The 22,557-nt window shown below is 74.9% G+C and carries 18 protein-coding genes, 2 pseudogenes and 1 riboswitch; of the genes and pseudogenes, 9 read left to right on the top strand and 11 right to left on the bottom strand.

The features are described 5' to 3' along the window. Window positions 1-334 precede the first annotated feature (334 nt). A complete protein-coding gene (groL, locus tag V6U89_RS13975; protein WP_334571400.1) occupies window positions 335-1,957 on the top strand; it encodes a chaperonin GroEL in 1,623 nt (540 codons plus the stop codon). A gap of 62 nt (window positions 1,958-2,019) precedes the next feature. On the opposite strand, the gene V6U89_RS13970 is transcribed toward groL, so the two are convergent. The 3 genes from V6U89_RS13970 to V6U89_RS13960 all read right to left on the bottom strand — a co-directional run bounded on the left by V6U89_RS13970 (window position 2,020) and on the right by V6U89_RS13960 (window position 5,960). Then, window positions 2,020-2,262: a hypothetical protein gene (locus V6U89_RS13970; protein ID WP_442933918.1), complete on the bottom strand. Its 243-nt coding sequence runs from the start codon at window positions 2,260-2,262 to the stop codon at window positions 2,020-2,022. A 151-nt stretch (window positions 2,263-2,413) separates the two neighbouring features. Further along, window positions 2,414-3,334 carry a GNAT family N-acetyltransferase gene (locus tag V6U89_RS13965; protein ID WP_334571399.1) on the bottom strand — a complete coding sequence of 307 codons (921 nt, stop codon included), beginning with the start codon at window positions 3,332-3,334 and terminating at the stop codon, window positions 2,414-2,416. Between the two features lie 46 nt (window positions 3,335-3,380). Further along, a complete protein-coding gene (locus V6U89_RS13960; protein ID WP_334571398.1) occupies window positions 3,381-5,960 on the bottom strand; it encodes a S8 family serine peptidase in 2,580 nt (859 codons plus the stop codon). Between the two features lie 163 nt (window positions 5,961-6,123). Between V6U89_RS13960 and V6U89_RS13955 the strand changes: the two genes are divergently transcribed. Both V6U89_RS13955 and V6U89_RS13950 read left to right on the top strand, forming a co-directional pair. After that, window positions 6,124-7,956: a glycerol-3-phosphate dehydrogenase/oxidase gene (locus tag V6U89_RS13955; protein ID WP_442933917.1), complete on the top strand. Its 1,833-nt coding sequence runs from the start codon at window positions 6,124-6,126 to the stop codon at window positions 7,954-7,956. A 76-nt stretch (window positions 7,957-8,032) separates the two neighbouring features. Further along, window positions 8,033-8,545, top strand: coding sequence for a hypothetical protein (locus V6U89_RS13950; RefSeq protein WP_334571397.1), 513 nt, complete (start codon window positions 8,033-8,035; stop codon window positions 8,543-8,545). A 30-nt stretch (window positions 8,546-8,575) separates the two neighbouring features. Here V6U89_RS13950 and V6U89_RS13945 read toward each other — a convergent pair whose 3' ends face one another. Next, the gene (locus V6U89_RS13945) at window positions 8,576-9,976 is read right to left on the bottom strand and encodes an FAD-binding oxidoreductase (RefSeq protein WP_334571396.1); all 1,401 of its coding nucleotides are present in this window, start codon (window positions 9,974-9,976) and stop codon (window positions 8,576-8,578) included. Window positions 9,977-10,011: 35 nt separating this feature from the next. Between V6U89_RS13945 and V6U89_RS13940 the strand changes: the two genes are divergently transcribed. Continuing rightward, a complete protein-coding gene (locus V6U89_RS13940) occupies window positions 10,012-10,284 on the top strand; it encodes a DUF4031 domain-containing protein (protein ID WP_334571395.1) in 273 nt (90 codons plus the stop codon). A gap of 38 nt (window positions 10,285-10,322) precedes the next feature. On the opposite strand, the gene V6U89_RS13935 is transcribed toward V6U89_RS13940, so the two are convergent. Then, window positions 10,323-10,952, bottom strand: coding sequence for an HD domain-containing protein (locus tag V6U89_RS13935; protein ID WP_334571394.1), 630 nt, complete (start codon window positions 10,950-10,952; stop codon window positions 10,323-10,325). Between the two features lie 65 nt (window positions 10,953-11,017). Here V6U89_RS13935 and V6U89_RS13930 point away from each other — a divergent pair, with 65 nt between their 5' ends. Next, window positions 11,018-12,280: an FUSC family protein gene (locus V6U89_RS13930; protein WP_334571413.1), complete on the top strand. Its 1,263-nt coding sequence runs from the start codon at window positions 11,018-11,020 to the stop codon at window positions 12,278-12,280. A 42-nt stretch (window positions 12,281-12,322) separates the two neighbouring features. Here the strand turns inward: V6U89_RS13930 and V6U89_RS13925 are convergent, their stop codons facing one another. Next, entirely contained in the window at window positions 12,323-13,594 is a 1,272-nt protein-coding gene (locus V6U89_RS13925) for an aminotransferase class V-fold PLP-dependent enzyme (RefSeq protein WP_334571392.1), read from the bottom strand. Window positions 13,595-13,643: 49 nt separating this feature from the next. Continuing rightward, window positions 13,644-13,765: riboswitch (SAM riboswitch) on the bottom strand. A 23-nt stretch (window positions 13,766-13,788) separates the two neighbouring features. Here V6U89_RS13925 and V6U89_RS13920 point away from each other — a divergent pair. After that, window positions 13,789-15,264, top strand: a complete 1,476-nt coding sequence (locus V6U89_RS13920; RefSeq protein ID WP_334571391.1) for a PrsW family intramembrane metalloprotease — start codon at window positions 13,789-13,791, stop codon at window positions 15,262-15,264. A gap of 41 nt (window positions 15,265-15,305) precedes the next feature. On the opposite strand, the gene V6U89_RS13915 is transcribed toward V6U89_RS13920, so the two are convergent. Both V6U89_RS13915 and V6U89_RS13910 read right to left on the bottom strand, forming a co-directional pair. Further along, window positions 15,306-15,461 (bottom strand): hypothetical protein, encoded by a 156-nt coding sequence (locus tag V6U89_RS13915; protein ID WP_179800955.1) that lies wholly within the window; start codon window positions 15,459-15,461, stop codon window positions 15,306-15,308. Between the two features lie 123 nt (window positions 15,462-15,584). Next, on the bottom strand, window positions 15,585-15,932 hold the full coding sequence (locus V6U89_RS13910; RefSeq protein WP_334449737.1) for a GroES family chaperonin: 348 nt from the start codon (window positions 15,930-15,932) through the stop codon (window positions 15,585-15,587). Between the two features lie 107 nt (window positions 15,933-16,039). Here V6U89_RS13910 and V6U89_RS13905 point away from each other — a divergent pair, with 107 nt between their 5' ends. Next, the gene (locus V6U89_RS13905; protein ID WP_334571412.1) at window positions 16,040-17,389 is read left to right on the top strand and encodes an AI-2E family transporter; all 1,350 of its coding nucleotides are present in this window, start codon (window positions 16,040-16,042) and stop codon (window positions 17,387-17,389) included. A 98-nt stretch (window positions 17,390-17,487) separates the two neighbouring features. Here the strand turns inward: V6U89_RS13905 and V6U89_RS30190 are convergent. Further along, window positions 17,488-18,174 (bottom strand): annotated as a pseudogene (locus tag V6U89_RS30190) (ATP-dependent DNA helicase); the annotation flags it as partial. A gap of 132 nt (window positions 18,175-18,306) precedes the next feature. Then, window positions 18,307-19,659: pseudogene (locus V6U89_RS30185) on the bottom strand (ATP-dependent DNA helicase); the annotation flags it as partial. 120 nt (window positions 19,660-19,779) lie between these two features. Between V6U89_RS30185 and V6U89_RS13895 the strand changes: the two are divergent. Beyond that, window positions 19,780-20,286 carry a DUF402 domain-containing protein gene (locus V6U89_RS13895; protein WP_238450621.1) on the top strand — a complete coding sequence of 169 codons (507 nt, stop codon included), beginning with the start codon at window positions 19,780-19,782 and terminating at the stop codon, window positions 20,284-20,286. A gap of 7 nt (window positions 20,287-20,293) precedes the next feature. Here the strand turns inward: V6U89_RS13895 and sigJ are convergent, their stop codons facing one another. Beyond that, the gene (sigJ, locus tag V6U89_RS13890) at window positions 20,294-21,256 is read right to left on the bottom strand and encodes an RNA polymerase sigma factor SigJ (RefSeq protein WP_442933920.1); all 963 of its coding nucleotides are present in this window, start codon (window positions 21,254-21,256) and stop codon (window positions 20,294-20,296) included. A gap of 243 nt (window positions 21,257-21,499) precedes the next feature. Between sigJ and V6U89_RS13885 the strand changes: the two genes are divergently transcribed. Further along, a complete protein-coding gene (locus tag V6U89_RS13885) occupies window positions 21,500-22,483 on the top strand; it encodes a PPK2 family polyphosphate kinase (RefSeq protein ID WP_334571387.1) in 984 nt (327 codons plus the stop codon). The last annotated feature ends 74 nt before the right edge of the window (window positions 22,484-22,557 follow it).

The following is a 22,557-nucleotide window of genomic DNA, read 5'->3' as shown; positions in this document are numbered from 1 at the left end:
CGAGAGCTCTACCGACGCCTCGAAACCCCACCCCAACCACTTGACGCGGCATAGGAGCGTCCGGCCCCATCGTGCTTGCACTCGGCAGGGGAGAGTGCTAAACAAGTCATTGGCACTCGCATACGCTGAGTGCCAATGGTCGGGGCGGTGGGGCCACGGTCGCACCGGCGTTCGAGACGCCGGTGGGGCACATGGCCAGTCGTCGCGGGCTATCCGGCCCGGCCGAAGGACGTCGTCGTCGCCAGGTGGCGACGTCCCAAGGTGCGTACACCAGGCGGCCCATCCGGGGCACAACACTCGGGTGGCCCGTGAGTGTCCAGGAGGACAACGCCGTATGGCCAAGATGATCGCGTTCGACGAAGAGGCGCGCCGCGGCCTCGAGCGGGGCATGAACCAGCTCGCCGACGCCGTGAAGGTGACGCTCGGCCCCAAGGGCCGCAACGTCGTGCTCGAGAAGAAGTGGGGTGCCCCCACCATCACCAACGATGGTGTGAGCATCGCCAAGGAGATCGAGCTCGAGGACCCCTACGAGAAGATCGGCGCCGAGCTGGTCAAGGAGGTCGCCAAGAAGACCGACGACGTGGCCGGTGACGGCACGACGACGGCGACCGTCCTGGCCCAGGCCCTGGTTCGCGAGGGCCTGCGCAACGTGGCCGCCGGCGCCAACCCGATGGCCCTGAAGCGGGGCATCGAGGCGGCCGTGGCCAGCGTCTCGGAGGAGCTGCTCAAGCTCGCCAAGGACGTGGAGACCAAGGAGCAGATCGCCTCCACCGCCTCCATCTCGGCCGGTGACAACACCGTCGGCGAGATCATCGCCGAGGCGATGGACAAGGTCGGCAAGGAAGGCGTCATCACCGTCGAGGAGAGCAACACCTTCGGCCTGGAGCTCGAGCTCACCGAGGGTATGCGCTTCGACAAGGGCTACATCTCCGCGTACTTCATGACCGACCCGGAGCGTATGGAGGCCGTCTTCGACGACCCGTACCTCCTGATCGTCAACAGCAAGATCTCGTCGGTGAAGGACCTGCTCCCGATCCTGGAGAAGGTCATGCAGGGCGGCAAGCCGCTGCTGATCATCGCCGAGGACATCGAGGGCGAGGCCCTGGCCACCCTGGTCGTCAACAAGGTCCGGGGCACCTTCAAGTCCGTCGCCGTCAAGGCGCCGGGCTTCGGTGACCGCCGCAAGGCCATGCTCGCCGACATCGCCATCCTCACCGGTGGCCAGGTCATCAGCGAGGAGGTCGGCCTCAAGCTGGACGCCGTCGGCGTCGAGATGCTGGGCCGCGCCCGCAAGGTCGTGGTGACCAAGGACGAGACCACCATCGTCGACGGTGCCGGTGACGCCGAGCAGATCCAGGGCCGGGTCAACCAGATCCGGGCCGAGATCGAGAAGAGCGACTCCGACTACGACCGCGAGAAGCTGCAGGAGCGCCTGGCCAAGCTGGCCGGCGGTGTTGCGGTGATCAAGGTCGGCGCGGCCACCGAGGTCGAGCTCAAGGAGCGCAAGCACCGCATCGAGGACGCCGTCCGCAACGCGAAGGCCGCCGTCGAAGAGGGCATCGTCCCGGGTGGTGGCGTCGCGCTGGTGCAGGCCGGCAAGACCGCCTTCGACAAGCTGGACCTGACCGGCGACGAGGCCACCGGCGCGCAGATCGTCAAGATCGCGCTGGACGCCCCGCTGCGGCAGATCGCCGTCAACGCCGGCCTCGAGGGCGGCGTCGTGGTGGAGAAGGTCCGCAACCTCGACGCGGGTCACGGCCTCAACGCCGCCAACGGCGAGTACGTGGACCTGCTGGCCGCGGGCATCATCGACCCGGCCAAGGTGACCCGGTCGGCGCTGCAGAACGCCTCGTCGATCGCGGCGCTCTTCCTCACCACCGAGGCCGTCGTGGCGGACAAGCCGGAGAAGACCCCGGCCGCCCCGGCTGGTCCGGGTGGCGGGGACATGGACTTCTGAGTCCAGCTCCACCAACGCCGAAAGGGGCGGGCCGCGCGAGCGGTCCGCCCCTTTCCGTCTTCTCAGGGCAGGCTGCGCTGGTTACGCCGCTTCTGCGCCCGGTCGTACGGCGGGCGGATGGCGACCGGCTCGTCCACCACGGTCACCAGGTCCTCGGCCTCCGGCTCGTCGACGCCGGTCATCTCGGCGAGTTGCTCCGCGTCGCCGTAGTCCCGCCGGTCGAACGGCACCGCGACGGGCGGCTCGCCGACCGGCACCCAGGTGCGGGGCATCGGCTCGTCGGTCTGTTCGTCGTCCGTGGTCATGGGTCGCCTCCTCTACCGAAACGGTAGGGGGCGCCCATCACCCATGCGGGCGAATGGCATTATCAGGGTCTATATCCTATTCGCCCGTTTATCGATGGGTCGCGGTCTTTTCCCGGAGCCGCGCGCCCCGTCCGGCGGGCCGGCAGGGCCGTCAGAGCGGGCGGCGGTACAGGAAGAAGACCCGCTCGATCCGGGCGCCCGCGCTGCCGGAGTAGAACGGCACCGGGCCCACCCAGCCGATCTGCGCCGCGCCGATCCCGGCCTCGTGCTGGTCACGCAGGCAGCGGCGCAGCAGCACCCCGCCGATGCCCGAGCCCTCCGCCGCCGGCGCGGTGCCCATCGGCCCGAACCAGCTCGGCCGCGACGATCCCCAGGCCGCGAAGCCGAGGATCTCGCCGTCCCGCTCCGCGAGGTGGCAGCCCGCGTCGGCGCGGCCGACCGAGCCGGCCAACTCGCCGTCCCAGGCGCCGCCGAAGGTGGAGCGGGCGAACGCGGCCAGCGCCGGCAGGTCCGCCGGCTCCGCCCGGCGTACCGTCACGCCCTGGCCGGCCAGCCTCGTCTCCGCCGGCTCCGTCGTGCGCAGCGCCGGCGACCCGTCGTACGACAGGTCGGCGGTCATGTTCCACGCCGTACGGTCCTGCCGGTAGCCCAGCGCCAGCGCCAGGCAGACCGCCGGGGTGTACCGCACGTCGATGCCCGGCCAGGCGTAGTACGGCGGGTTCCCGGCCAGCAGCAGCTCGGACGCGCCGAGGCCGGCGAGCCGTCGTTCCGCCTCGGCCACCAGCGCCCGGCCGACCCCCCGGCGCCGCCGCTGTGGCGCGACGGCCAGCAGGTCCACGTGCCCGACGCGCTCCTCCGCCGCCGAGACCGATCCGATCAGCACCCCGATGAGTTCGTCCCCCGCGTACGCCCCGAGCGCCAGCACGGTCCGGTCCGCCGCGGCCCGGGGCCAGAGGGCGGTGACCACGGACTCCGCCTCCGCGGCGTCCTCGGGCAGGTCGAGCGCGCGTCCGCAGAGCGCGATGACGGCGGGAACCCGGTCGGCGGGCAGGTCGGCAAGGGTGAACTCCATGGTGGCCGACCCTAGATCAACCACCACGGGTGGGCGCAAGGCCCGATCAGCCGGCCCGGGCCGCCCGCACCGCCGCGTACGCGTCGACGAGGCCCGCGCCGGTGATGTTCGCGTTCCCACCGCAGGCGTCCTGCGGCGCGCGGGAGCGGTAGCTCGGCTGCGCCGGCTTCGCCGTCTCCCGCAGGATCCGGCGGGTGCGCTCCAGGTCGCCGACGAGCGCCGGGTTCGCCGACCACATCAGCGCCACCACGCCCGCCACCTGCGGCGTCGCCATCGAGGTGCCGTCCAGGGTGGCGTAGCCGCCGCCCGGCATCGCGGACAGCACGCCGGCGCCCGGGGCGAGCACGTCCGGCTTGGCCGCGCCGCCCGGGGCAGGTCCGCGACTGGAGAAGAGGGTCACCCGGCGGTTCCGGTCCACCGCGCCGACGGTCAACACGTCCGGGTACGGCGCGGGCGGGTCGACGATCGAGCCGCAGTACGGGCCGGTGTTGCCGGCCGCCGCGACCACCAGGATGCCGGCGGCGGCCAGCGCGTCGGCGGCCGGCCGAAGGGCCCGCGGGTCGCAGCCCTCGATCGGCGGGCAGCCCCAGGAGTTGGTCAGCACGTCCGGCGCGCGGGCCGGGCGGCCGTCGGTGATCGGGTCGCCGCCGGGCGGGAAGGGGGCCAGCATGAACTGGAGGCAGTCCAGGTAGTGCGCGGGGCTGCCGAGGTTGCGGTCGAGGTTCACGCAGCCCACCCAGCGCGCGCCCGGCGCCACCCCGATGCCGTCCCGACCCACCGCACTGCCCACCGTGTGGGTGCCGTGTCCGCCCGCGTCGTTCGGGGAGCGGGTGCGGTCCCACGGGTCGTACCAGGAGTCGTCGCCGCCCCGGAAGCCGTCGGCCAGCGCCGGGTGGCGGCCGTCCACGCCCGAGTCGGAGCTGCCGACCACCACGCCCGAACCGGTCACCCCCAGCTCCGACCAGACCCGGTCGGCGCCGAGCAGCCGGATGTTCCAGGCCGGGCCGGCCGGCGCCGGCGCGTCGCCGTTGCTGGTCGGGGCGGGGGCGGGCAGCGGCCGTACCCGCTGGCTGACCAGCACGCGGGAGACCTCGGGACGGCCCGACAGCCAGGCCCGCACCGCCGGCCCGCCGTCGATCTCGATCGCGTTGACCAGGTAGTACGGCTTCGGGTCCAGGCGCAGCCGGGACAGCTCCCCGCGCAGGTCGCCCTGGGTCCGCTCGGCGGTGGCGACCAGCCGGCGGTACACCTCGGCGGCGCGCGCGTCCCGACCGGTCCGACCCGGCGTACCGGCCGGGATGCCGGCCAGGTCGGCCTGCTCGCGCAGCACCACCAGCAGCCGCTCGCCGTGCAGTCCGGGCTGCCCGGGGACCACGTCCACCACCCCGACCGCGACCAGCAGCACGCCGGCGGCCAGCACGGCCACCCGCCGGCTGGGCGTGACCGCCCGGGGCCGGGCGAGCAGGACGCCGTACCCGACGGCGAGCAGGACCGCGACGGCGAGCCCGACCACCGCGGCGGCGGCCACCCAGAACGGCACGTCGCGGGCGGTGGCCAGGAGGATCGAGACCTCCTCCGGGTCGGCCAGGGCGAGCGGGCCGAACAGCGCCAGGCCGACCAGCCAGCCGACCGGTGCGGCGGACCGGGTGCCGGCCCGGCGGGTCGCCGCGTACAGGGCGGCCAGCGTGAAGGCGACCGGCGGCACGGCGAGCAGGGCGGGCAGCTGGGCCCCGGACTGCCCGGTGCCGGCGGCCAGCAGCAGCAGGGTGACCCCGGCGACCAGCCCGCCGAGGAACACCAGCCGGGCGGGCCGGGGCCGCTCGCCGCCACCGAGCCGGCGCCAGAACCGCCCGTCGAGCAGCACCCCGGCCAGCGCGCCGAGCGCCGCCGCGGCCAGCGCGGCGAGCAGGGTCTCCAGCAGGCCGCCGAGCGCGCCGAGCCAGGCCCAGGGGAGCAGCAGGGCCAGCCCGGCGGCCACCGCGAGCAGGGTGACCCGATCGGGTCGTCGGCCGTCCGCCCCGCCGGCGGCGCTCGCCCGCCGCCCGGTGCGGCCCGCGCCGTCCGGCTCATCGGCGGTCGTCGCCGGCCCCGGCTCGCCGTCCGGTGCCTCGACGGTGGTCGTCGCCCGCGGCTCGCCCCCTGGTGCATCGGCGGTGGTCGCCGGCCCGGGCCCGCCCCCCGACCCGTTGGGCAGGGCGCGGCGTCGGGCCGGCAGCCGGGCGGCGACGAGGGCCAGCCCGGCGGCGGTGGCGGCCAGCGCCGCCAGGTAGAGCTCGTGGTGCACCGGCGGGAGGGCGCGCAGTGCCCCGAGCACGCCGAGCGCAAGCGCTCCGGCCAGCCAGGCCCGGCCGGTGGCCCGCAGCGCCGGGGAGCGGGGGAGCAGCGCCAGCAGCAGGGCCGGCAGGCCGGCCAGCAGTGCACCGGCCAGGGAGAGCACCGGCCAGAGCCACGGCCACCGGTCCAGCCCGCTGGCGAGCCGTACCTGGTCGACGGACCAGCCGGCGACCTGGAGCAGCACGGTGGTCGCCACCGTCCAGCCGCCCGCCAGCACGGCCGCCACCACCGCCCACGGGTTGGCGGACCATGCGGTCCCGTCGCTTCCGGTGGGAGGTGGCTCGGGCCGCATCCGGAAACAGTACGACGCCCGAGCCGCCCCCGGACGTCCGTGCCGTCCCGGCGTGCCCGGATCGCGCTATCCCCGTCGCGCGGTGGGTGATCAATGCCTCTCCCTGCCCCTGGCGGGGGGACAAGGCATGCTGCCCGGGGCCCCGGGCGGTTACGGTGGACCCGTGCGCGACCCCAACGTGACCCGATCCGTCGCCGGCCAACTCTCCCCGGAGCGCCGCGCCGCGGACCTGCGCCGCCTCCGGTCCGAACGGTTCGACGTGCTGGTCATCGGTGGTGGGGTGACCGGGGCGGGCGCCGCGCTGGACGCCGCCTCCCGGGGGCTCAAGGTGGCCCTGGTCGAGGCCCGCGACTACGCCGCCGGCACCTCCAGCCGGTCCAGCAAGTTGATCCACGGCGGCCTGCGCTACCTGGAGCAGTTGGAGTTCCACCTGGTCCACGAGGCGCTCACCGAGCGCGGCCTGCTCGCCACCCGGCTCGCCCCGCACCTGGTCCGGCCGGTGCCGTTCCTGGTGCCGCTGCCCGCCGGCCGTGGCCTGCGGGACCTGCCGGCCCGAGCGTTCCGCCGCTCCTACTACGGCGCCGGCGTGGCCGCGTACGACGCCTTTGCCGGGGTCTTCGGCGGTGGGCGGGGGATGCCGCTGCACCGGCACCTGACCCGCGAGGGCGCCCGCCGGATCTTCCCCAGCCTGCGGGCCGACTCGCTGGCCGGCGCCATCCGCTACTACGACGGCCAGGTCGACGACGCCCGGCTGGTGGTGACCCTGGCCCGCACCGCGGCCAGCCTCGGCGCGACCGTGGTGAGCAGCGCCCGCGCGGTCGGGCTGGTCCGGCAGGCCCGCGAGGTGACCGGGGTCCGGGTCCGCGATCTGGAGGCGCCGGCCGGTTCGCCGGACGCCGAGTTCGAGGTACGCGCGCGCACCGTCATCGGGGCCACCGGCGTGTGGAGCGACGACATGTCGCGGATGCTCAACGACGTCGGACTGCGCCCCGGCATCCGGGTGCGGGCCTCCAAGGGCGTGCACCTGGTCGTCCCCCGCTCGGCGATCACCGGCGAGACCGGGCTGATCCTGCGCACGGCCACCAGCGTGCTCTTCGTCATCCCCTGGGGCGGGCACTGGATCATCGGCACCACGGACACCGACTGGCGGCTGGACCGCTCCCACCCGTCCGCGTCCGCCCGCGACATCCAGTACCTGCTCGACCAGGTCAACACCGTGCTCGACCGGCCGCTGTCCACGGCGGACATCGAGGGCGTCTACGCCGGGCTGCGCCCGCTGCTCGCCGGCGAGGCGGACTCCACCTCCAAGCTCTCCCGCGAGCACGCCGTCTTCGAGCCGATGCTGGGGCTGCTCCTGGTCGCCGGCGGCAAGTACACGACGTACCGGGTGATGGCCTCCGACGTGGTGGACCGGGCGGTCCGCCGGCTTGGCGGCGGTCGCCCCTCGCGCACCGCCGACCTGCCGCTGCTCGGCGCCGACGGCTATCAGGCCATGTGGCGGGACCGGGCCGACCTGGCGCGCCGGCACGGGGTGCCGGTCGGCGTCGTCGAGCACCTGCTGGAGCGGTACGGCACGCTGACCCGGGAGCTGCTGGCCCTGGTGGACGCCGACCCGCTGCTCGCCTCGCCGCTGGCCGGCGCACCGGAGTACCTGGCCGCCGAGGTGACGTACGCGGCCCGCGCCGAGGGGGCGCTGCACCTGGAGGACGTGCTGACCCGGCGTACCCGGATCTCCTTCGAGACCACCCACCGCGGCCTGGAGTCGGCCGGGCACACCGCGGAGCTGATGGGCGCGGTGCTCGGCTGGGACGCGGCCACCCGCGAGCGCGAGATCACCCACTACCGGGCTCGGGTCGAGGCGGAGCGGGAGTCCCAGCTGATGCCGGACGACGCCACCGCCGACGCGGCCCGGCTCGGCGCGCCGGACGTGCGGGGCTTCGCCGCCGACCGGGGCGTCGACGGGGACAGCGCCGGACTGCCCACCTCGTCCCGCTGACCGACCGTTACACCCATCGATGGCCGTCCGGTCGGCGGGTACCGGTCGCTACCTACGGTGGGGTAAGTTGCGGCGCGTGGTTCCCAACCAGTGGTCACGCACGCTCATGGTCTGCGCCGGTGCCGTCCTGACGATCGCCCTCACCGCCTGCTCGGTGTTCGACCGGGGCACGGAATCCACACCGGACAAGGCCGCGGCGGCGACGGCCTCCCCCGGCGCCGGCGCGGCCAACCGGGTCAGCCTGGTGCAGAAGCTCGGTCAGGACGGTCCGCTCCGGTCGCTCAACGTCGAGCCGGACGGCCACTGGGAGTGCGACGACTGCGCCGGCGACGGGGTGACCTCGACGGGCAGCCTCGACCCGGAGCAGGTGAAGCGGCTGCACGACCTGCTCGCCGACCCACGCCTGCGGCAGGAGACCGACGAGGCCCGCCGCTACCGGGTCAGCTGCATCGACGCGCTGACCTCCAGCCTGCTCACCTCGGCCGGCCTGATCACCTCGCAGGACTGCCCGGGCGAGGATCGGCCGCCGGTGGCCAACGAGATCCTGCTGCTGCTCACCCAGGCCACCCCCGCCGAACCCACCGCCTGAACCGCGCCCGGGCAGCGGCCGGGCCGTGCCTCAGAGCACCTTGCCCGGGTTGAGCAGCCCGGCCGGGTCGAGCGCCGCCTTGATCGCCTGGTGCACCCGCACCCCGACCGGGCCGATCTCCCGGGCCAGCCAGTCCCGCTTGAGCAGCCCGACGCCGTGCTCGCCGGTGCAGGTGCCGCCGAGGTCCAGGCCGAGCTGCATGATCTCGTCGAAGGCGCGCCGGCCCCGCTCCAGGCTGGCCGGGTCCGCCCGGTCCACCACGATGTTCGGGTGCATGTTGCCGTCCCCGGCGTGCCCGACGACGCCGATCGGCACGTCGCACTTCTCGGCGATCCGGGCCACCCCGTCCAGCAACGCCGCGAGCGAGCCGCGCGGCACCGCCACGTCGTCGATCACCAGACCGCCGTTGCCGCCGGGGAAGGCGTCCGCGGCGAACTTCTCCATCGCCGGGTGCGCCAGCCGGCGGGCCTGGAGCAGCGCCGCCGCCTCCACCGCGTCGGTGGCCGCGTACACCTCCTCGGCGCCGGCGGCCTCGCAGACCTCGGCCAGCCGGGCCAGGTCGTCCGCCGCCCGGGGGCCGGTGTCCGCGGCGGCCAGCAGCAGCGCCTGCGCGTCGGTCCGCAGCCCCATCGGCCGGTACGCCTCGATCGCCTGAAGGTGCGTCCGGTCGAGCAGTTCCAGCAGGCTGGGGCTGAGCCCCTGCGCCGCGATGTCGGCCACCGCGGCACCGGCCTCGGCGGTCGAGCCGAAGACCGCCACCATGGTCAGCGACTCCTCGGGCGCCGGGCGAAGCGACACGGTGATCTCGGTGAGCACCCCGAGGGTGCCCTCCGAGCCGACGAAGAGCCGGGTCAGGTCGTAGCCGGCGACCCCCTTGGCGGTGCGCCGGCCGGTGCGCAGCACCTCGCCGGAGGCGAGCACGACCTCCAGGCCGAGGACGTACTCGGTGGTCACGCCGTACTTGACGCAGCACATGCCGCCGGCGTTTGTCGAGACGTTGCCGCCGATGGTGGAGGACTCCCAGGAGCCCGGGTCCGGCGGGTAGTAGAGGCCGTGCTCGGCCACCGCCGCCGCCAGCCTGGCGTTCACCACGCCGGGCTGCACCACGGCGATCCGGCTCACCGGGTCGATCTCCAGGATGGCGTCCATCGCCACCGCGCTGAGCACCACCGCGCCGTCGATCGCGTTCGCGGCGCCGGCCAGGCCGGTCCGGGCACCCTGCGGCACCACCGGTACGCCGTGCCGGGCGGCCGCCCGGACCACGGCGGCCACCTGCCCGGTGTCGCGCGGGCGGGTCACCACCAGCGGGGTACCGGCCGGGCACAGGTCCGCCTCGTCGCGCTGGTGCATCCGGAGCAGATCGGGGTCGGTGAGGACGGCGTCGTCGCCGAGCGCCGCACGCAGGTCGTCGAGGAGAGGGGATCCGGCCATGCGGGAGAGGCTAACCGGCGGCTAGATTGGCCGCCATGCTGTACCTGGACCGGCCCGTCTGGCCGTCGCGGGGACGGCTCTGGTCCCACCTGATCAGCGACGTCTCCCTCGCGGAGCTGCACGCCTTCGCCGAGGCGTTGGGCGCACCCCGGCGCGGGTTCGACCGCGACCACTACGACATCCCCGCCGAGCGCTTCGCCATGGCCGTCTGGCTCGGGGCCCGGGTGGTCCCCAGCCGGGAGCTGGTCCGCCTGCTCCGCGACGCGGGCCTGCGCCGCCCCAAACACCTGACCCGCCCCGCCGGCTGACCCCATCACCGGCGGACCCGACGCGGCCAGCCGCACAGTCAGGCGAGGGTGGCGAGTTCGCGGGTGAGGTTGGCGCGGGCGGGGTCGGTCCAGCGGGCCGCGACCGGGGGGAGCCGGTAGAGGGCGGGAAGCGCGAGCAGGGCGGTCAGCACCCGGGCCCGGCCGGCCCGGAAGTCGGGCTCGGGCACGTGCGCGTACTCCGCGCGGATCGCGGCGGCGTACGCGTCGTACTCCTGCCGGGGTGCGGCGAGGATCGCCAGGTCGGCGTCGCAGAGCAGGGCGCCGTTCCGGTCCCCGGCGGTGGTGGCGTGCCCGGCGGTGAGCAGCACCAGCCGGCGCACCTCGGCCACCGCGGCGGCCGGCAGCCCCAGCGCGGTCAGCAGCGTGCCGGCGAGCGCGGCGCTGTCACGCTCGTTGGCCTCGCCGGCCGGGTCGTAGACCGCGTCGTGGCACCAGGCGGCCAGCCGGACCAGGTCCGGCCGGTCGACCAGCTCCGCGTACGCGTCGACCACGTCGAGCACGGCCGTCAGGTGCCGCACGGTGTGGTAGCGCCGCTGCGGTTCCCGCCACCGGGCCAGCAACTCCTCCCCGGCCCGGACCAGCGCCGGCCCGTCCGGGGCGCCGGCGTCCCGCGCGGCCGTCCGCCAGCGGTCGATCAGCTCCGTCACCCCGCCGAGTCTGCCCGAGCGGGCGGGGATGAACCGCGCCGGTACGGGTAGTCCCGGCCATGGCCGTGGCCCGGGACCGACGACTACCGCTGTGGCGTCGGCTCAGCCGGCGCGACCGTGAGTCCGACGTCGACTCGGTGCGCATCGCCGACGCGATGGAGGAGCTGCGGCATCGCAGCCGCGCCACCCTGCACGACCGGTTGCACCGGGTCCGGATGGCCCTGGGCCTCGCTCTCCAGGCCGGGGTCGCCGCGGCGCTGGCCTGGGTCGTCTCCCACGAGTTCCTGAACAATCCGCAGCCGGTCTTCGCGCCGATCTCGGCGGTCGGCACCCTGGCCGCCTCGGTCGGCCAGCGGCTGCGCCGCACGGTGGAGCTGATCATCGGGGTCGCGGTCGGGGTCTTCCTCGGCGACCTCCTGATCTACTTCCTCGGCACCGGGGGATGGCAGCTCGGCCTGGTGGTGACCTCGGCCATCCTGCTGACCATCTTCTTCGGCGCCAGCGTCGCCATCGTCATCCAGGCCGCGGCGACCGCGGTGCTGATCGTCACGCTCAGCCCCTCCACCCAGAACCTGGAGATACCCCGCTTCATCGACGCGTTCATCGGCGGCGGCATCGCGCTGCTGGTGACGGCGATCCTGCTGCCGCTGAACCCGCTACGCGTGATCAACCGGGCCGCCCGGCCGGCGCTGGACCTGCTCGCCGCCCAGCTCGACATCACCGCCGAGGCGCTGCGCAACCGGGACCGAGCCAGCGCCCAGCGGGCCCTGGAACGGCTCCGCGAGAACAAGGAGGAGTTGGCCAATTTCAGCGAGGCGATCGAGGGCGCGAAGGAGACCAGCACCCTCTCACCGGCTCGGTGGCACCGGCGCAGCGAGCTGACCCACTACGCGGAGGCCGCCGACCCGATCGACCGGGCGATGCGCAACAGCGGCACCCTGATCCGGCGCGCCGTCACGATGATCGAGGACGAGGAGCCGGTGCCGGATCCGCTGCCGGACGCGGCGGGCCATCTCGCCGAGGCGGTGCGCCTGCTCCGGCACGAGTTCGCCGTCGGTGAGGAACCGGAGAAGGCCCGGGAGCGCTCGTTGCGCGCGGTCAGCGAGGCCGGCCGGGCCTACGCGGAGGGCGTCGGCTTCTCCGGCAGCGTGGTGGTCGCCCAGGTGCGTACCACCGCCAGCGACCTCCTGGTCGCCTCCGGCATCGACCAGGATGAGGCGAACCGGCTGGTCCGGACGTCCTTCGGCGACCAGGAGAAGCCGGCCGGCGAGCCGGCGGAGCGGCAGCAGGGCACTCCGAAGCCCCCCACCGCCCCGCCGATCGGCTGAGCGACCCGCCCGCACCGACCCGTCTGAGCGCCGGCGGGTCGCTCAGCCCAGGGCGGCCAACGCGGCCAGCAGCCGGTCCACGTCCGCCACGGTGCTGCCCAGCCCGAGGCTGGCCCGCAGCGCGGTCGGCGGCAGGTCGTCCCGCCCGGCGCGCGCCGCCGCCTCGGCGAGCAGCCGCCGGGCCAGCGGGTGCGCGCAGAACAGGCCGTCGCGGACCCCGATGTCGTGCTCCCGGGCCAGGTACGCGGCCACCTCGGCGGAGTCCCGGCCGGCCAGCACGAACGACACGATGCCCACCCGGGGCGCGTCGGGGGAGAACGTGCGCAGCTCGACGGCGTCCGGCAGCGCGGCGAGCCCGTCGCGCAGGCGGTCCACCAGCCGCTGCTCGTGGGCGTGCAGCGCCGCCCGGTCCGCCCCGGCCAGCGCCGCGCAGACGGCGGCCAGGGCGACCGCGCCGAGCAGGTTGGGCGTACCGCCCTCGTGCCGGGCCGGGCCGGTCGTCCAGCGCACCTCGTGGGTGGCCGCGCCGACGTGGCTGGTGGCGCCGCCCCCGGCCAGGTACGGCGGGGCGTCGTCCAGCCAGTCCGCCCGGCCGAGCAGGATGCCCGCGCCGAACGGGGCGTACAGCTTGTGTCCGGAGACGGCCAGGTAGTCCACGTCCAGTGCGGTGACGTCCACCGGCGCGTGCGGGGCGAGCTGGGCGGCGTCCACCACGATCCGGGCGGCGTGCCGGCGGGCCACCCGGGCCAGCTCGGCCACCGGCCAGCGTTCGCCGGTCACGTTGCTCGCCCCGGTCACCGCCACCAGCACCGGCAGCCCGGAGGTGGCCCCCCGGCGCAGCTCGGCCAGTGCGGCGTCCAGCGCCCGGACCGCCCCGGCGGGACTCTCCGGCACCGGCAGGCGGACCGAGCCGCGCGGCCAGGGCAGCAGGTTGGCGTGGTGCTCCCCGGCGAAGGTGACCACCGTGGTGCCCGGGGGCAGCGCCCGGGCCAGCAGGTTGAGCGCGTCGGTGGTGTTGCGGGTGAACACGACGTGGTCTTCGGGCCGGGCGCCGAAGAAGTCGCCGACCGTCTGCCGGGCCCGCTCGTAGGCCAGGGTGCAGCGCCGCGACAGCGCCCCGGCACCGCGGTGCACGCTGGCGTACCAGGGCAGGAGCTCGGCCACCGCGTCGGCTGCGGCCCGCGCGCAGGGCGCGCTGGCGGCGTGGTCCAGGTTCACCTGCCCGGGTACGCCGAGCACGCCGAGCGGATCCGGCCCGGTCGAGGCCGGCGCGACGGTGGTCGGGGCGGCGGGCGGTACGAGGGTGAGGGTCATGGTGGGCCTCCGGGGTCCAGGGACCCCGGGTGTGGGCACACCGGGACGGGGTCCGCGCTTGCCCAGCACACGGATCGGGCCGGGCCCGGTCATCACCCGGGGCACCCCACCGCGAACCTCGACGAGGGTTGCCGGCCAGCAAGCCGGGGCTTGACGCTGGCGCTCGTGACCTGACCGCAGCATAACCACCACCGATGCGCCCGGACCAGTGGACCGGAGATGACTACGCTGACCGCATGGCCGACACCCCGCCCGGCTCGCCCGCGCCGCCGCCGCTCGCGCCCGCCCTTCCGCCGCCGTCGGGTGGAGCCCTGCCCCGGATGCCGCTGCGCCGGCTCGGCTGGCGACGGGTCCTGGCGCTGGCCGGGGTGGTGCTGCTGATCGCGGCCTGCGCGGTCTACATGCTCTTCGTGCTCGGCTCCAACCTCGGGCTGGAGGCACTGCTCATCGGCCTGGTGGCGGCGATCCTGCCGGTGCCGGTGCTGGTCGCCTGCTTCCTCTGGCTCGACCGGTACGAGCCGGAGCCGCTGAAGTACCTGATCTTCTGCTTCGCCTGGGGCGCGTTCGTCTCCACCGCCGCATCGCTGAGGGTCAACGAGACCGCGGCCGGGCTGTTCAAGGACTGGGGCCTGCCGCAGGCGCTCACCGGTGTGCTGGTGGCGCCGTTCATCGAGGAGCTGACCAAGGCGCTCGGCCCGATCCTGCTGCTGGTCTTCCGGCGGCGGGAGTGGTCCGGCATCACCGACGGCCTGGTCTACTGCGGGCTCTCGGCGGTCGGCTTCGCCATGGTGGAGAACATCCTCTACCTGGGCGGCTACGGCTACGCCTCGGGCGCCGACCAGTGGGGCCCCGCCACCGGCTTCCGGCAGGTGTTCGCCATCTTCATCACCCGGATCCTGCTCTTCGGCTTCGCCCACCCGCTGTTCACCTCGATGACCGGGGTCGGGCTGGGCATCGCCGCCCGGACGGCGGACCGCCGGGTACGGTTCCTCGCGCCGGCCGCCGGCCTGCTGCTGGCGATGATGCTGCACGGCACCTGGAACCTGATCCCGACGCTGGTGCAGGCCACCGGCGAGCTGGTGATCTTCATGTACGGCATGGTCGCGCTGATGGTGCCGATCTTCTTCGGCATGGTCGGCTTCGCGGTCTGGCTGCGGGCCTGGGAGGGGCGGCTCACCGAGCGGACGTTGCCGGACTACGTCCGGGCCGGCTGGCTCAGCCCGCCCGAGGTGGCGGCCCTGGGCAGCCTCGGCCGGCGGCACGCCGCCCGGGTATGGGCCCGCCGGGTCGGCGGCGACGCCGGACTGCGGGCGATGCGTGGCTACCAGTTCGCGGCCACCCGGCTGGCGCTGCTGCGCGACGGGATGCGCCGGGGGCTGGACCGCAAGGCGGCCGACCGGGAGCGCACCGTGCGGGAGGAGCGGGAACTGCTGGAGGCGATCGCCGCGTACCGGGCGTTCTTCGTCGGGCGCGACCCGCATGCGCCGGTCGGGGTCTGGGACGGGCAGCGCTACCACCTGCGCTTCCCGGACGGGTCGCAGCGGGCGGTGGACGCCCCGGACTCCCCGGTGGTGCCGATCCCGGTGGTGCTGGCTCCGCCGCCGCTCCCGGCCGGCCACCCCTGGTCCGGCCCGTCCCCGGCCGCGCCGTGGGGGCCCAGGCAGCCCTGACCCGCGCCGCGCGCCGCCGGCGCGGAGGCGACGCACGGTGGTCAGGTCATCAGGCTGGTCATGAAGTCACCGAGGCCCTGGAAGATCGCCATCAGGCCCGCGCCGATTCCCTTGAACATCTGCGCCGCCCCGTCCGGCCGAAACGCCATGAAGAAGATCAGGAACGCGATGAAGCCCCAGAACAGAAGCTTCCTCACTAATTCCGGCATCGTCCCTCCCCAGGGCCCCTGATTGGGGCCTGGCTTCCCCTCGACAGGAAGCCCAAACGGCGCGGCCAGTGGTCGAGGTGAAACGACGGGGTGCGGTCAACAGGTGACCGGCTAGAGGTAGAGGCCGGTGTTGCCGGTGGACTCGGTCTCCACCCGCTCGGCGGCGACGGCGTGCACGTCGCGCTCGCGCAGCAGGACATACCCCCGGCCGTGCAGTTCGACCTCGGAGCGGTCGTCGGGGTCGAAGAGCACCCGGTCGCCGGAGACGATCGCGCGCACGTTGGGCCCCACGCCCACCGCGGTCGCCCAGGCCAGCCGCTTGCCGACGGCGGCGGTGGCCGGGATCACGATGCCGGCGGTGGAGCGGCGCTCGCCCTCGCTGCCTTCCACCCGCACCAGCACGCGGTCGTGCAGCAGACGGATCGGCAGGCCGGAGTCGAGGTTCTGATCGGCGGTCACGCGAAGACGCTACCGCGTGCCCGGGGGCGGTCGTCGCCGTGGTTGAGCCGTGCCGGGCGGGGCAATGTGTGGCGGAACTGCCCTACGGTGTCGCTGTCGGACGTACCCTGTCCGGACCGTCGTCCTGGGCGGCCCGGTTTCATCCTGAGGAGGTGCGCTTGAGCCGCTTCGAGCGGGTACGCGGTCGACTCCGCCGCGCGTACGAGTCCGGGCGAGAGTCGGTGCGCTCCGGTCGTTCCGCCCCCGCCGGCGTACCCGAGGAGGCCCGGGTCGCCTCGCCGGCGTCCCCGGGGCCGGTCGCGCCGAGGTCGGCGACGGTGGTCGGCGCGGAGCCGCCCGCCGCGGTGCACACCTCGACCAGCAGCCGGGACGACGAGGACGTGCCGCACGCGCTGCGGATCGCCGCCGCCTGGTCGTGGCGGCTGATCGTGATCGGCGTGGTCACCTGGGCGGTGCTGAAGATCGTCGGCACGATCAGCATCGTGATCATCCCGCTGGCGGTGGCGCTGCTGCTCTCGGCGCTGCTCGCGCCGGCCGTCGGCTGGCTGCTCAGGGCGCGCTTCCCCCGGTCGCTGGCGACGGCCGTGGTGCTGGTCGGCGGGCTGGCCGCGGTGGTCGGCACGCTGACCCTGGTGGTGAACGAGTTCATCCAGGGCGTGCCGGAGCTGAGCGAGAAGTCGTCACAGGGCGTACGGCAGATCCAGAACTGGCTCAAGACCGGCCCGCTGCACCTCTCCGACGGCCAGTTGGAGCGGTACATCGACGAAGCGCAGGCCTGGGTGAACGGCAACACCGAGAAGTTCACCAGCGGCGCGATCTCCACCGCGAGCACGCTGGCCGAGGTGCTGACCGGCACCGTCCTGGTGCTCTTCGCCACCTTCTTCTTCCTGCGTGACGGCAACAACATCTGGCGGTTCCTGGTCCGGCTGCTGCCGGTGGCCGCCCGCTGGAAGGTCGACGACGCGGGCCGGGCCTCCTGGGCCACCCTCGGCGCGTACGTGCGGGCCACGGTGCTGGTCGCCTTCATCGACGCGGTCGGCATCGGGATCTTCCTGGTCATCTTCGACGTGCCGTTCGCGTTTCCGCTGGCCGCGCTGGTCTTCCTGGGCGCGTTCATCCCGATCGTCGGCGCCGCGCTCTCCGGCATCGTGGCGGTGCTGGTGGCGCTGGTCGACAGCGGCCCGGTGACCGCGTTGATCATTCTGGGTGCGGTGATCGGGGTGCAGCAGGTCGAGGGGCACATCCTCCAGCCGCTGATCATGGGCCGGGCGGTGGCCATCCACCCGCTCGCGGTGATCATCGGGATCGCGGCCGGCGTGGTGCTGGCCGGCATCACCGGCGCGCTGGTGGCGGTGCCGCTGATCGCGGTGCTCAACACCGCCGTCCGCCGGCTGGCCGCGCGTACCGTCCCGGACACCCCGCCGGACGCGGTGGTGGTCGCCTCCCACGCGCCCTGACCGCGCTGACCCGCAGAACCGGCCCGCCCCTTTCCAGGGGCGGGCCCGTCGCGCGTCTCGCACAAGCGGGCGCGCCGGACGGCGCGGGCAGCGGGCGGTCAGGCCTTGGCGAGGCGTTCGAGGGCGCCGCGGGCGACGTCGGGGCGGGTGGTGTACCAGAACGGGGGGAGCGATCGGCGCAGGAACGGCCCGTAGCCGCGCGCCGTCTCCAGCCGTGAGTCGAGCACCGCGACCACACCCCGGTCGCCGGTGGCGCGGATCAGCCGGCCCACCCCCTGGGCCAGCCGGACGGCCGCGATCGGCACGCTGACCGCCGCGAAACCGGAGCCGCCGCCGGCGTCCACCGCCGCCGCCCTGGCGGCGGCCAGCGGCTCGTCCGGGCGCGGGAAGGGCAGCCGGTCGATCACCACGAGCTGGCAGGCGTCGCCGGGGACGTCCACTCCCTGCCAGAGCGACATCACCCCGAACAGGCAGCTCGACCGCTCCTCCCGGAACCGGCGGACCAGCAGCGGCAGCGCCTCCTCGCCCTGGAGCAGCACCGGCAGGTCCGTCCGCGCGCGCAGCAGCTCCGCGGCCTGCTGCGCCGCCCGCCGCGAGGAGAAGAGCCCGAGGGTACGGCCACCGAGCGCGCCGACCAGCCCCAGCAGCTCCTCGCCCGCCGCCTCGGGGAGCCCCGACACGCTCGGGCGGGGCAGGTGCGCGGCGACGTAGAGGATGCCCTGCCGGGCGTAGTCGAACGGGGAGCCGACGTCCAGCGACCGCCAGCCCGGGCCCTCGGTGGCGGGCACGGTGCCGGTCGCGGCCCGGCTGCCCGCGGCGACCGCCACCTTGCCGGGCGGGGATCCGGCGCCCGGCGTGACGCCCGGCCGGCCGGCGGCGGCGGTCACGGCCAGCGCGGCGGCGGCCGGCGACGGCGGGGCGGGCGGGGGAGCGTCCAGCCCCAACGCCCGGGCCACCGTGTCGAAGCGCCCGCCCAGCGCCAGCGTGGCCGAGGTGGCGACCACGGTGCGCTCTTCGTACAGGTGGGTGGCGAGGGTGCCGGCGACGGACAGCGGCGCGACCACCAGCGCCCGGCGGCTGCCGTTCTCGGGCTTCTCCACCCAGGCCACGTCGTGGTCGGCCTCCTCCAGCAGCCGCTGGGCGGTGGTGGAGAGCTCGTCCAGCGCCGCCTTGGCCTGCTGCTTGCGCACCGGGTCCGGGTCGTCGGCCTTGATGTCGCCGATCGCGTCCAACGCGGCCCGGGTCGCCGCGTCCAGCAGCGTGCACGCCTCGCGCAGCGGGGCCGGCAGCCCCGCGGTGATCCGCCCGGCCGGCGCCTCCGCCAGCCCGACGGCGAGCGCGTCGCCGGCCTCGGTCAGCCGCTCGGCGACGTCCGGTCGCAGCAGCGGCCGGGCCCGCCGGGCGGACCGGTCGACCAGCTCCGGGACCAGCTCGGCCTGGGCCGCCGAGGAGACCCGGTCGGCCAGTTCGTGCGCCTCGTCGACGATGAGCAGCTTGTGCGGCGGCACGATGTGCCGGCCGGCGATCATGTCGACGGCGAGCAGGCTGTGGTTGGTGACGACGATGTCGGCCTCCCGCGCCCGGGCCCGGGACGCCTCGGCGAAGCACTCCTGGCCGAACGGGCAGCGGGACGCGCCGACGCACTCCCGCGCCGGCATGGAGACCAGCCGCCAGGCCTGGTCGTCGACGCCCGGGTCCAGCTCGTCCCGGTCACCGGTGGCCGTCTCCTCGGCCCAGTCGCGCAGCCGCTGGACCTGCTTGCCCAGCCGCCCGGCCTCGCCGAGCCACTTGGTGGCCCCACCCGGCCGCGCCGCCGGGGCGTCGAAGAGGGTGTCCTCCGGCTCGTCCTCCGTGGAGTTGTCCAGGCGGGCCAGGCAGAGGTAGTGGTGCCGCCCCTTGAGCACCGCGAAGGTGGGCCGCCGGCCGAGCAGCGGCTCCACCGCGTCGGCCAGTCGGGGCAGGTCGTGGTCGACCAGCTGGGACTGCAACGCCAGGGTGGCGGTGGAGACCACCACCGGGCCGTCCACGGTCAGCGCGGGGGCGAGGTAGGCCAGGGACTTGCCGGTGCCGGTGCCCGCCTGCACCAGCAGGTGCTCGCCGGAGCCGATGCTGCGCTCGATCGCCTCGGTCATCTGCTGCTGGCCGGGACGGGCCGCGCCACCGGGCACCGCGCCGACCGCGGCGGCCAGCAGCTCGCCGCCGCTGGGCCGGGCGCCCCGACGCCGGCCGCGGGGGGTGGCGGAACCGGTGGCGGTGCGCGGCGGAGTCACCGTGCGACGGTACCCGCCGACGCCGACACCGGGCGTGCCACCCGGCCGGGTGGGATACCCGATCGTGACCGGTTACTTCCGCGCAGCGACCGTTGGGCGGAATCGGTTAGGGTGCGACTCATGCCGAGCGACGTGGTCCGTGTGATCTACCGCAAGTACGACGGCAGCGCCCACCGCGACTACCCGGCCCGCCGGCTCACCGAGGACGACCTGGGGGTCTGGCTGGGTGTGCCGGCCGGCACCGAGTCGGTCTACCACGGCCGGCCCTCGGTGGAGCAGATCCCCTTCGTGCTCCTGGTGCCGCACCACGCCTGGTGGACGGGCATGTTCAATCCGCCGCCGCGGACCAGCGAGGTCTACTGCGACATCACCACCCCGGCCCGCTGGGAGGGCGACGACACCGTGCACCTGTTCGACCTGGACCTGGACGTGGTGCGCCGGCGCGCCACCGGGGCGGTCGAGCTGCGCGACGAGGACGAGTTCGCCGAGCACCGGGAGCGGTTCGGTTACCCGGACGACCTGGTGGCCGAGGCGGAGGCGGCGTCGCGCTGGCTGCTCGGCGCGCTGGGGGACGGCACCGAGCCGTTCGCCACGTCGTACCGGAAGTGGCTGGCCCTGGTGCTCTGAGCCGGGCTCACCAGCGCTGCGGCCCGCCGTCCTCGGCGCCGATCTCCGCCACCCGGGTCAGCTTGTCCGGGTTGAGCTGGTTGAAGATGCCGGTGATCCGCCCGTCGTCCACGGCGAACGCGGTGACCAGCCGCTGCATCCGCCCGTCGGGCCGGGTGGTCTCGATCTGCAACCCGAGCGCCCCGTCCACCAGCACGGGCCGCGCGCGTACCCGGTGGCCGAAGCGGCCGGCCTGGCTGAAAAGACCGAGGGTGAACCGGGCGACCTTGTCGGCCCCGGCGATCGGGTTGCGGGCGGCCGGGGCGTGCCCGCCGCCGTCGCCGATGAGCACCACGTCCGGCGCCAGCACCCGCATCAGCCCCGCCAGGTCGCCGGACTCGGTGGCGGCCACGAAGGCGGACACCACCCGCTGCTGCTCGGCCAGGTCGGCGGTGTGCCGGGGCGTGTCCGGGGTGTTGACCGCGCGGCGGGCCCGGGAGGCGAGCTGCCGGGCCGCCTCCGGGCTGGTGCCGAGCGCCTCGGCGATCTGGCCGAACGGCACCGCGAAGACGTCGTGCAGGACGAAGGCCACCCGCTGCTCGGGGGTGAGCCGTTCCAGCACCACCAGCAGGGCGGTGCCGAGCTGGTCGCGGCGGACGGCCCGCTCGGCCGGGTCGGGGGCGAAGCCGTCCGGCTCCGGGGCCGCGCCCAGCGGGGTCACCTGCGGCTCGGGCAGCCACTGCCCCGGGTACGTCTCCCGGCGTACCCGGGCGGAGCGGAGCAGGTCGAGGCAGATCCGGGCGCAGGTGGTGGTGAGCCAGCCGCCCAGGTGCCGCACCTCGGCGCGGGCGGCCGGATCGCCGAGGGCACTGGCGTAGCGCAGCCAGGTCTCCTGCACGGCGTCCTCGGCCTCGCTCCGGCTGCCCAGCATCCGGTACGCCACCGCCATCAGCCGCCCGCGCTCGGCCTCGAACTCGGTCACCGCGTCCACCGTCACAGTCGCCTCCCCACCGACGGCATTCTCCCCGCCCACCGGACACCCCACCGCCCCAAAACGTGACACCCGCTCCCGGGAGCCCCGTCCACCAACGCGCACTTTCCGAGAAAGCGGGGCCTCGGAGCGCCTCGAGGCCACTCCTTCTCCGAAGGTGCGCGGATCTTGGGCGGGGTGAGGGAGGGAGGGGTGGGTGGTGCTCGGGAGGCGGAGGGGGGCGAGGTGGGCGATGATCGCGGGATGAGCGCAGTCGATGGATCGGAGATCGTGGCACCCGAGGGCGGAGAGATGCGGGACCTGCTCCGGGTCTCTCCGGGGGCGGTCGACCCGCGTACGCTCGATCCCCGCTCGACCCCGGGGCTGCCGGCGGCGGCCGGCGGTGGCCGGGCGCGCAAGGCCTGGGCCCGCGAGCAGGTCGAACTCCTCGGCGTGGAGCTGGGCGAACAGCAGGAGATGCTCTTCGCCACCGCGAAGGCCGCCGGCGAGCCGGACGCGCCCGCGTCGGCGCCCACCACGGGCGGTGCCGAGCTGGCCCCGGGCCGGCCGGGCCGGGTGCTGCTGGTGCTCCAGGCGATGGACTGCGGCGGCAAGGACGGCACGGTCAAGCGGGTGGCGGGCGCGATGAACCCGCTGGGCCTGCACATCCGCTCGTTCGGCCCACCCACCGAGGAGGAGCTGCGGCACGACTTTCTCTGGCGGATCCGGCGGGCGTTGCCCCCGCCCGGGTACGTGGGGGTGTTCAACCGGTCACACTACGAGGACGTGCTGGTGGCCCGGGTGGCGGAGCTGGTCCCGGAGGCCACCTGGCGGGCCCGGTACGACGAGATCAACGCCTTCGAGCACGAGCTGGTCGACGCCGGGGTGACCCTGGTCAAGGTGATGCTGCACATCTCCCGCGAGGAGCAGGGCGAGCGGCTGCTGGAGCGGCTGACCGACCCGCGCAAGCACTGGAAGTACAACCCGTCGGACCTCGATTCCCGGGCCCGCTGGGACGACTACCAGGCCGCGTACGCCGAGGCGCTCCAGCGGTGCGGCACGGAGGCCGCGCCCTGGTTCGTGGTGCCGGCGGACCGCAAGTGGTACCGGGACTGGGCCGTGGCCCACCTGCTGCGGGAGACGTTCGCCGGTCTGCATCTCGGGTATCCGGCAGCCGGTTTCGACGTCGAGCGCGAGCGCGACCGGTTGCGGGCCGACGATGAAGGGGTGAAGGTGAACGGCGGGTGAACGAGCGGTGAATCGGGCCTGACCAGGGGTGGGCCGGGGAATGCCCGGTTTTCCCATGTCCTTAGCATGCCCAG

Origin of the sequence: Micromonospora sp. CPCC 206171 (genome assembly GCF_036906755.1) — a bacterium.
Taxonomy (GTDB): Bacteria; Actinomycetota; Actinomycetes; order Mycobacteriales; family Micromonosporaceae; genus Micromonospora; species Micromonospora purpureochromogenes.
This window is presented reverse-complemented; position numbering and strand designations above follow the sequence as displayed.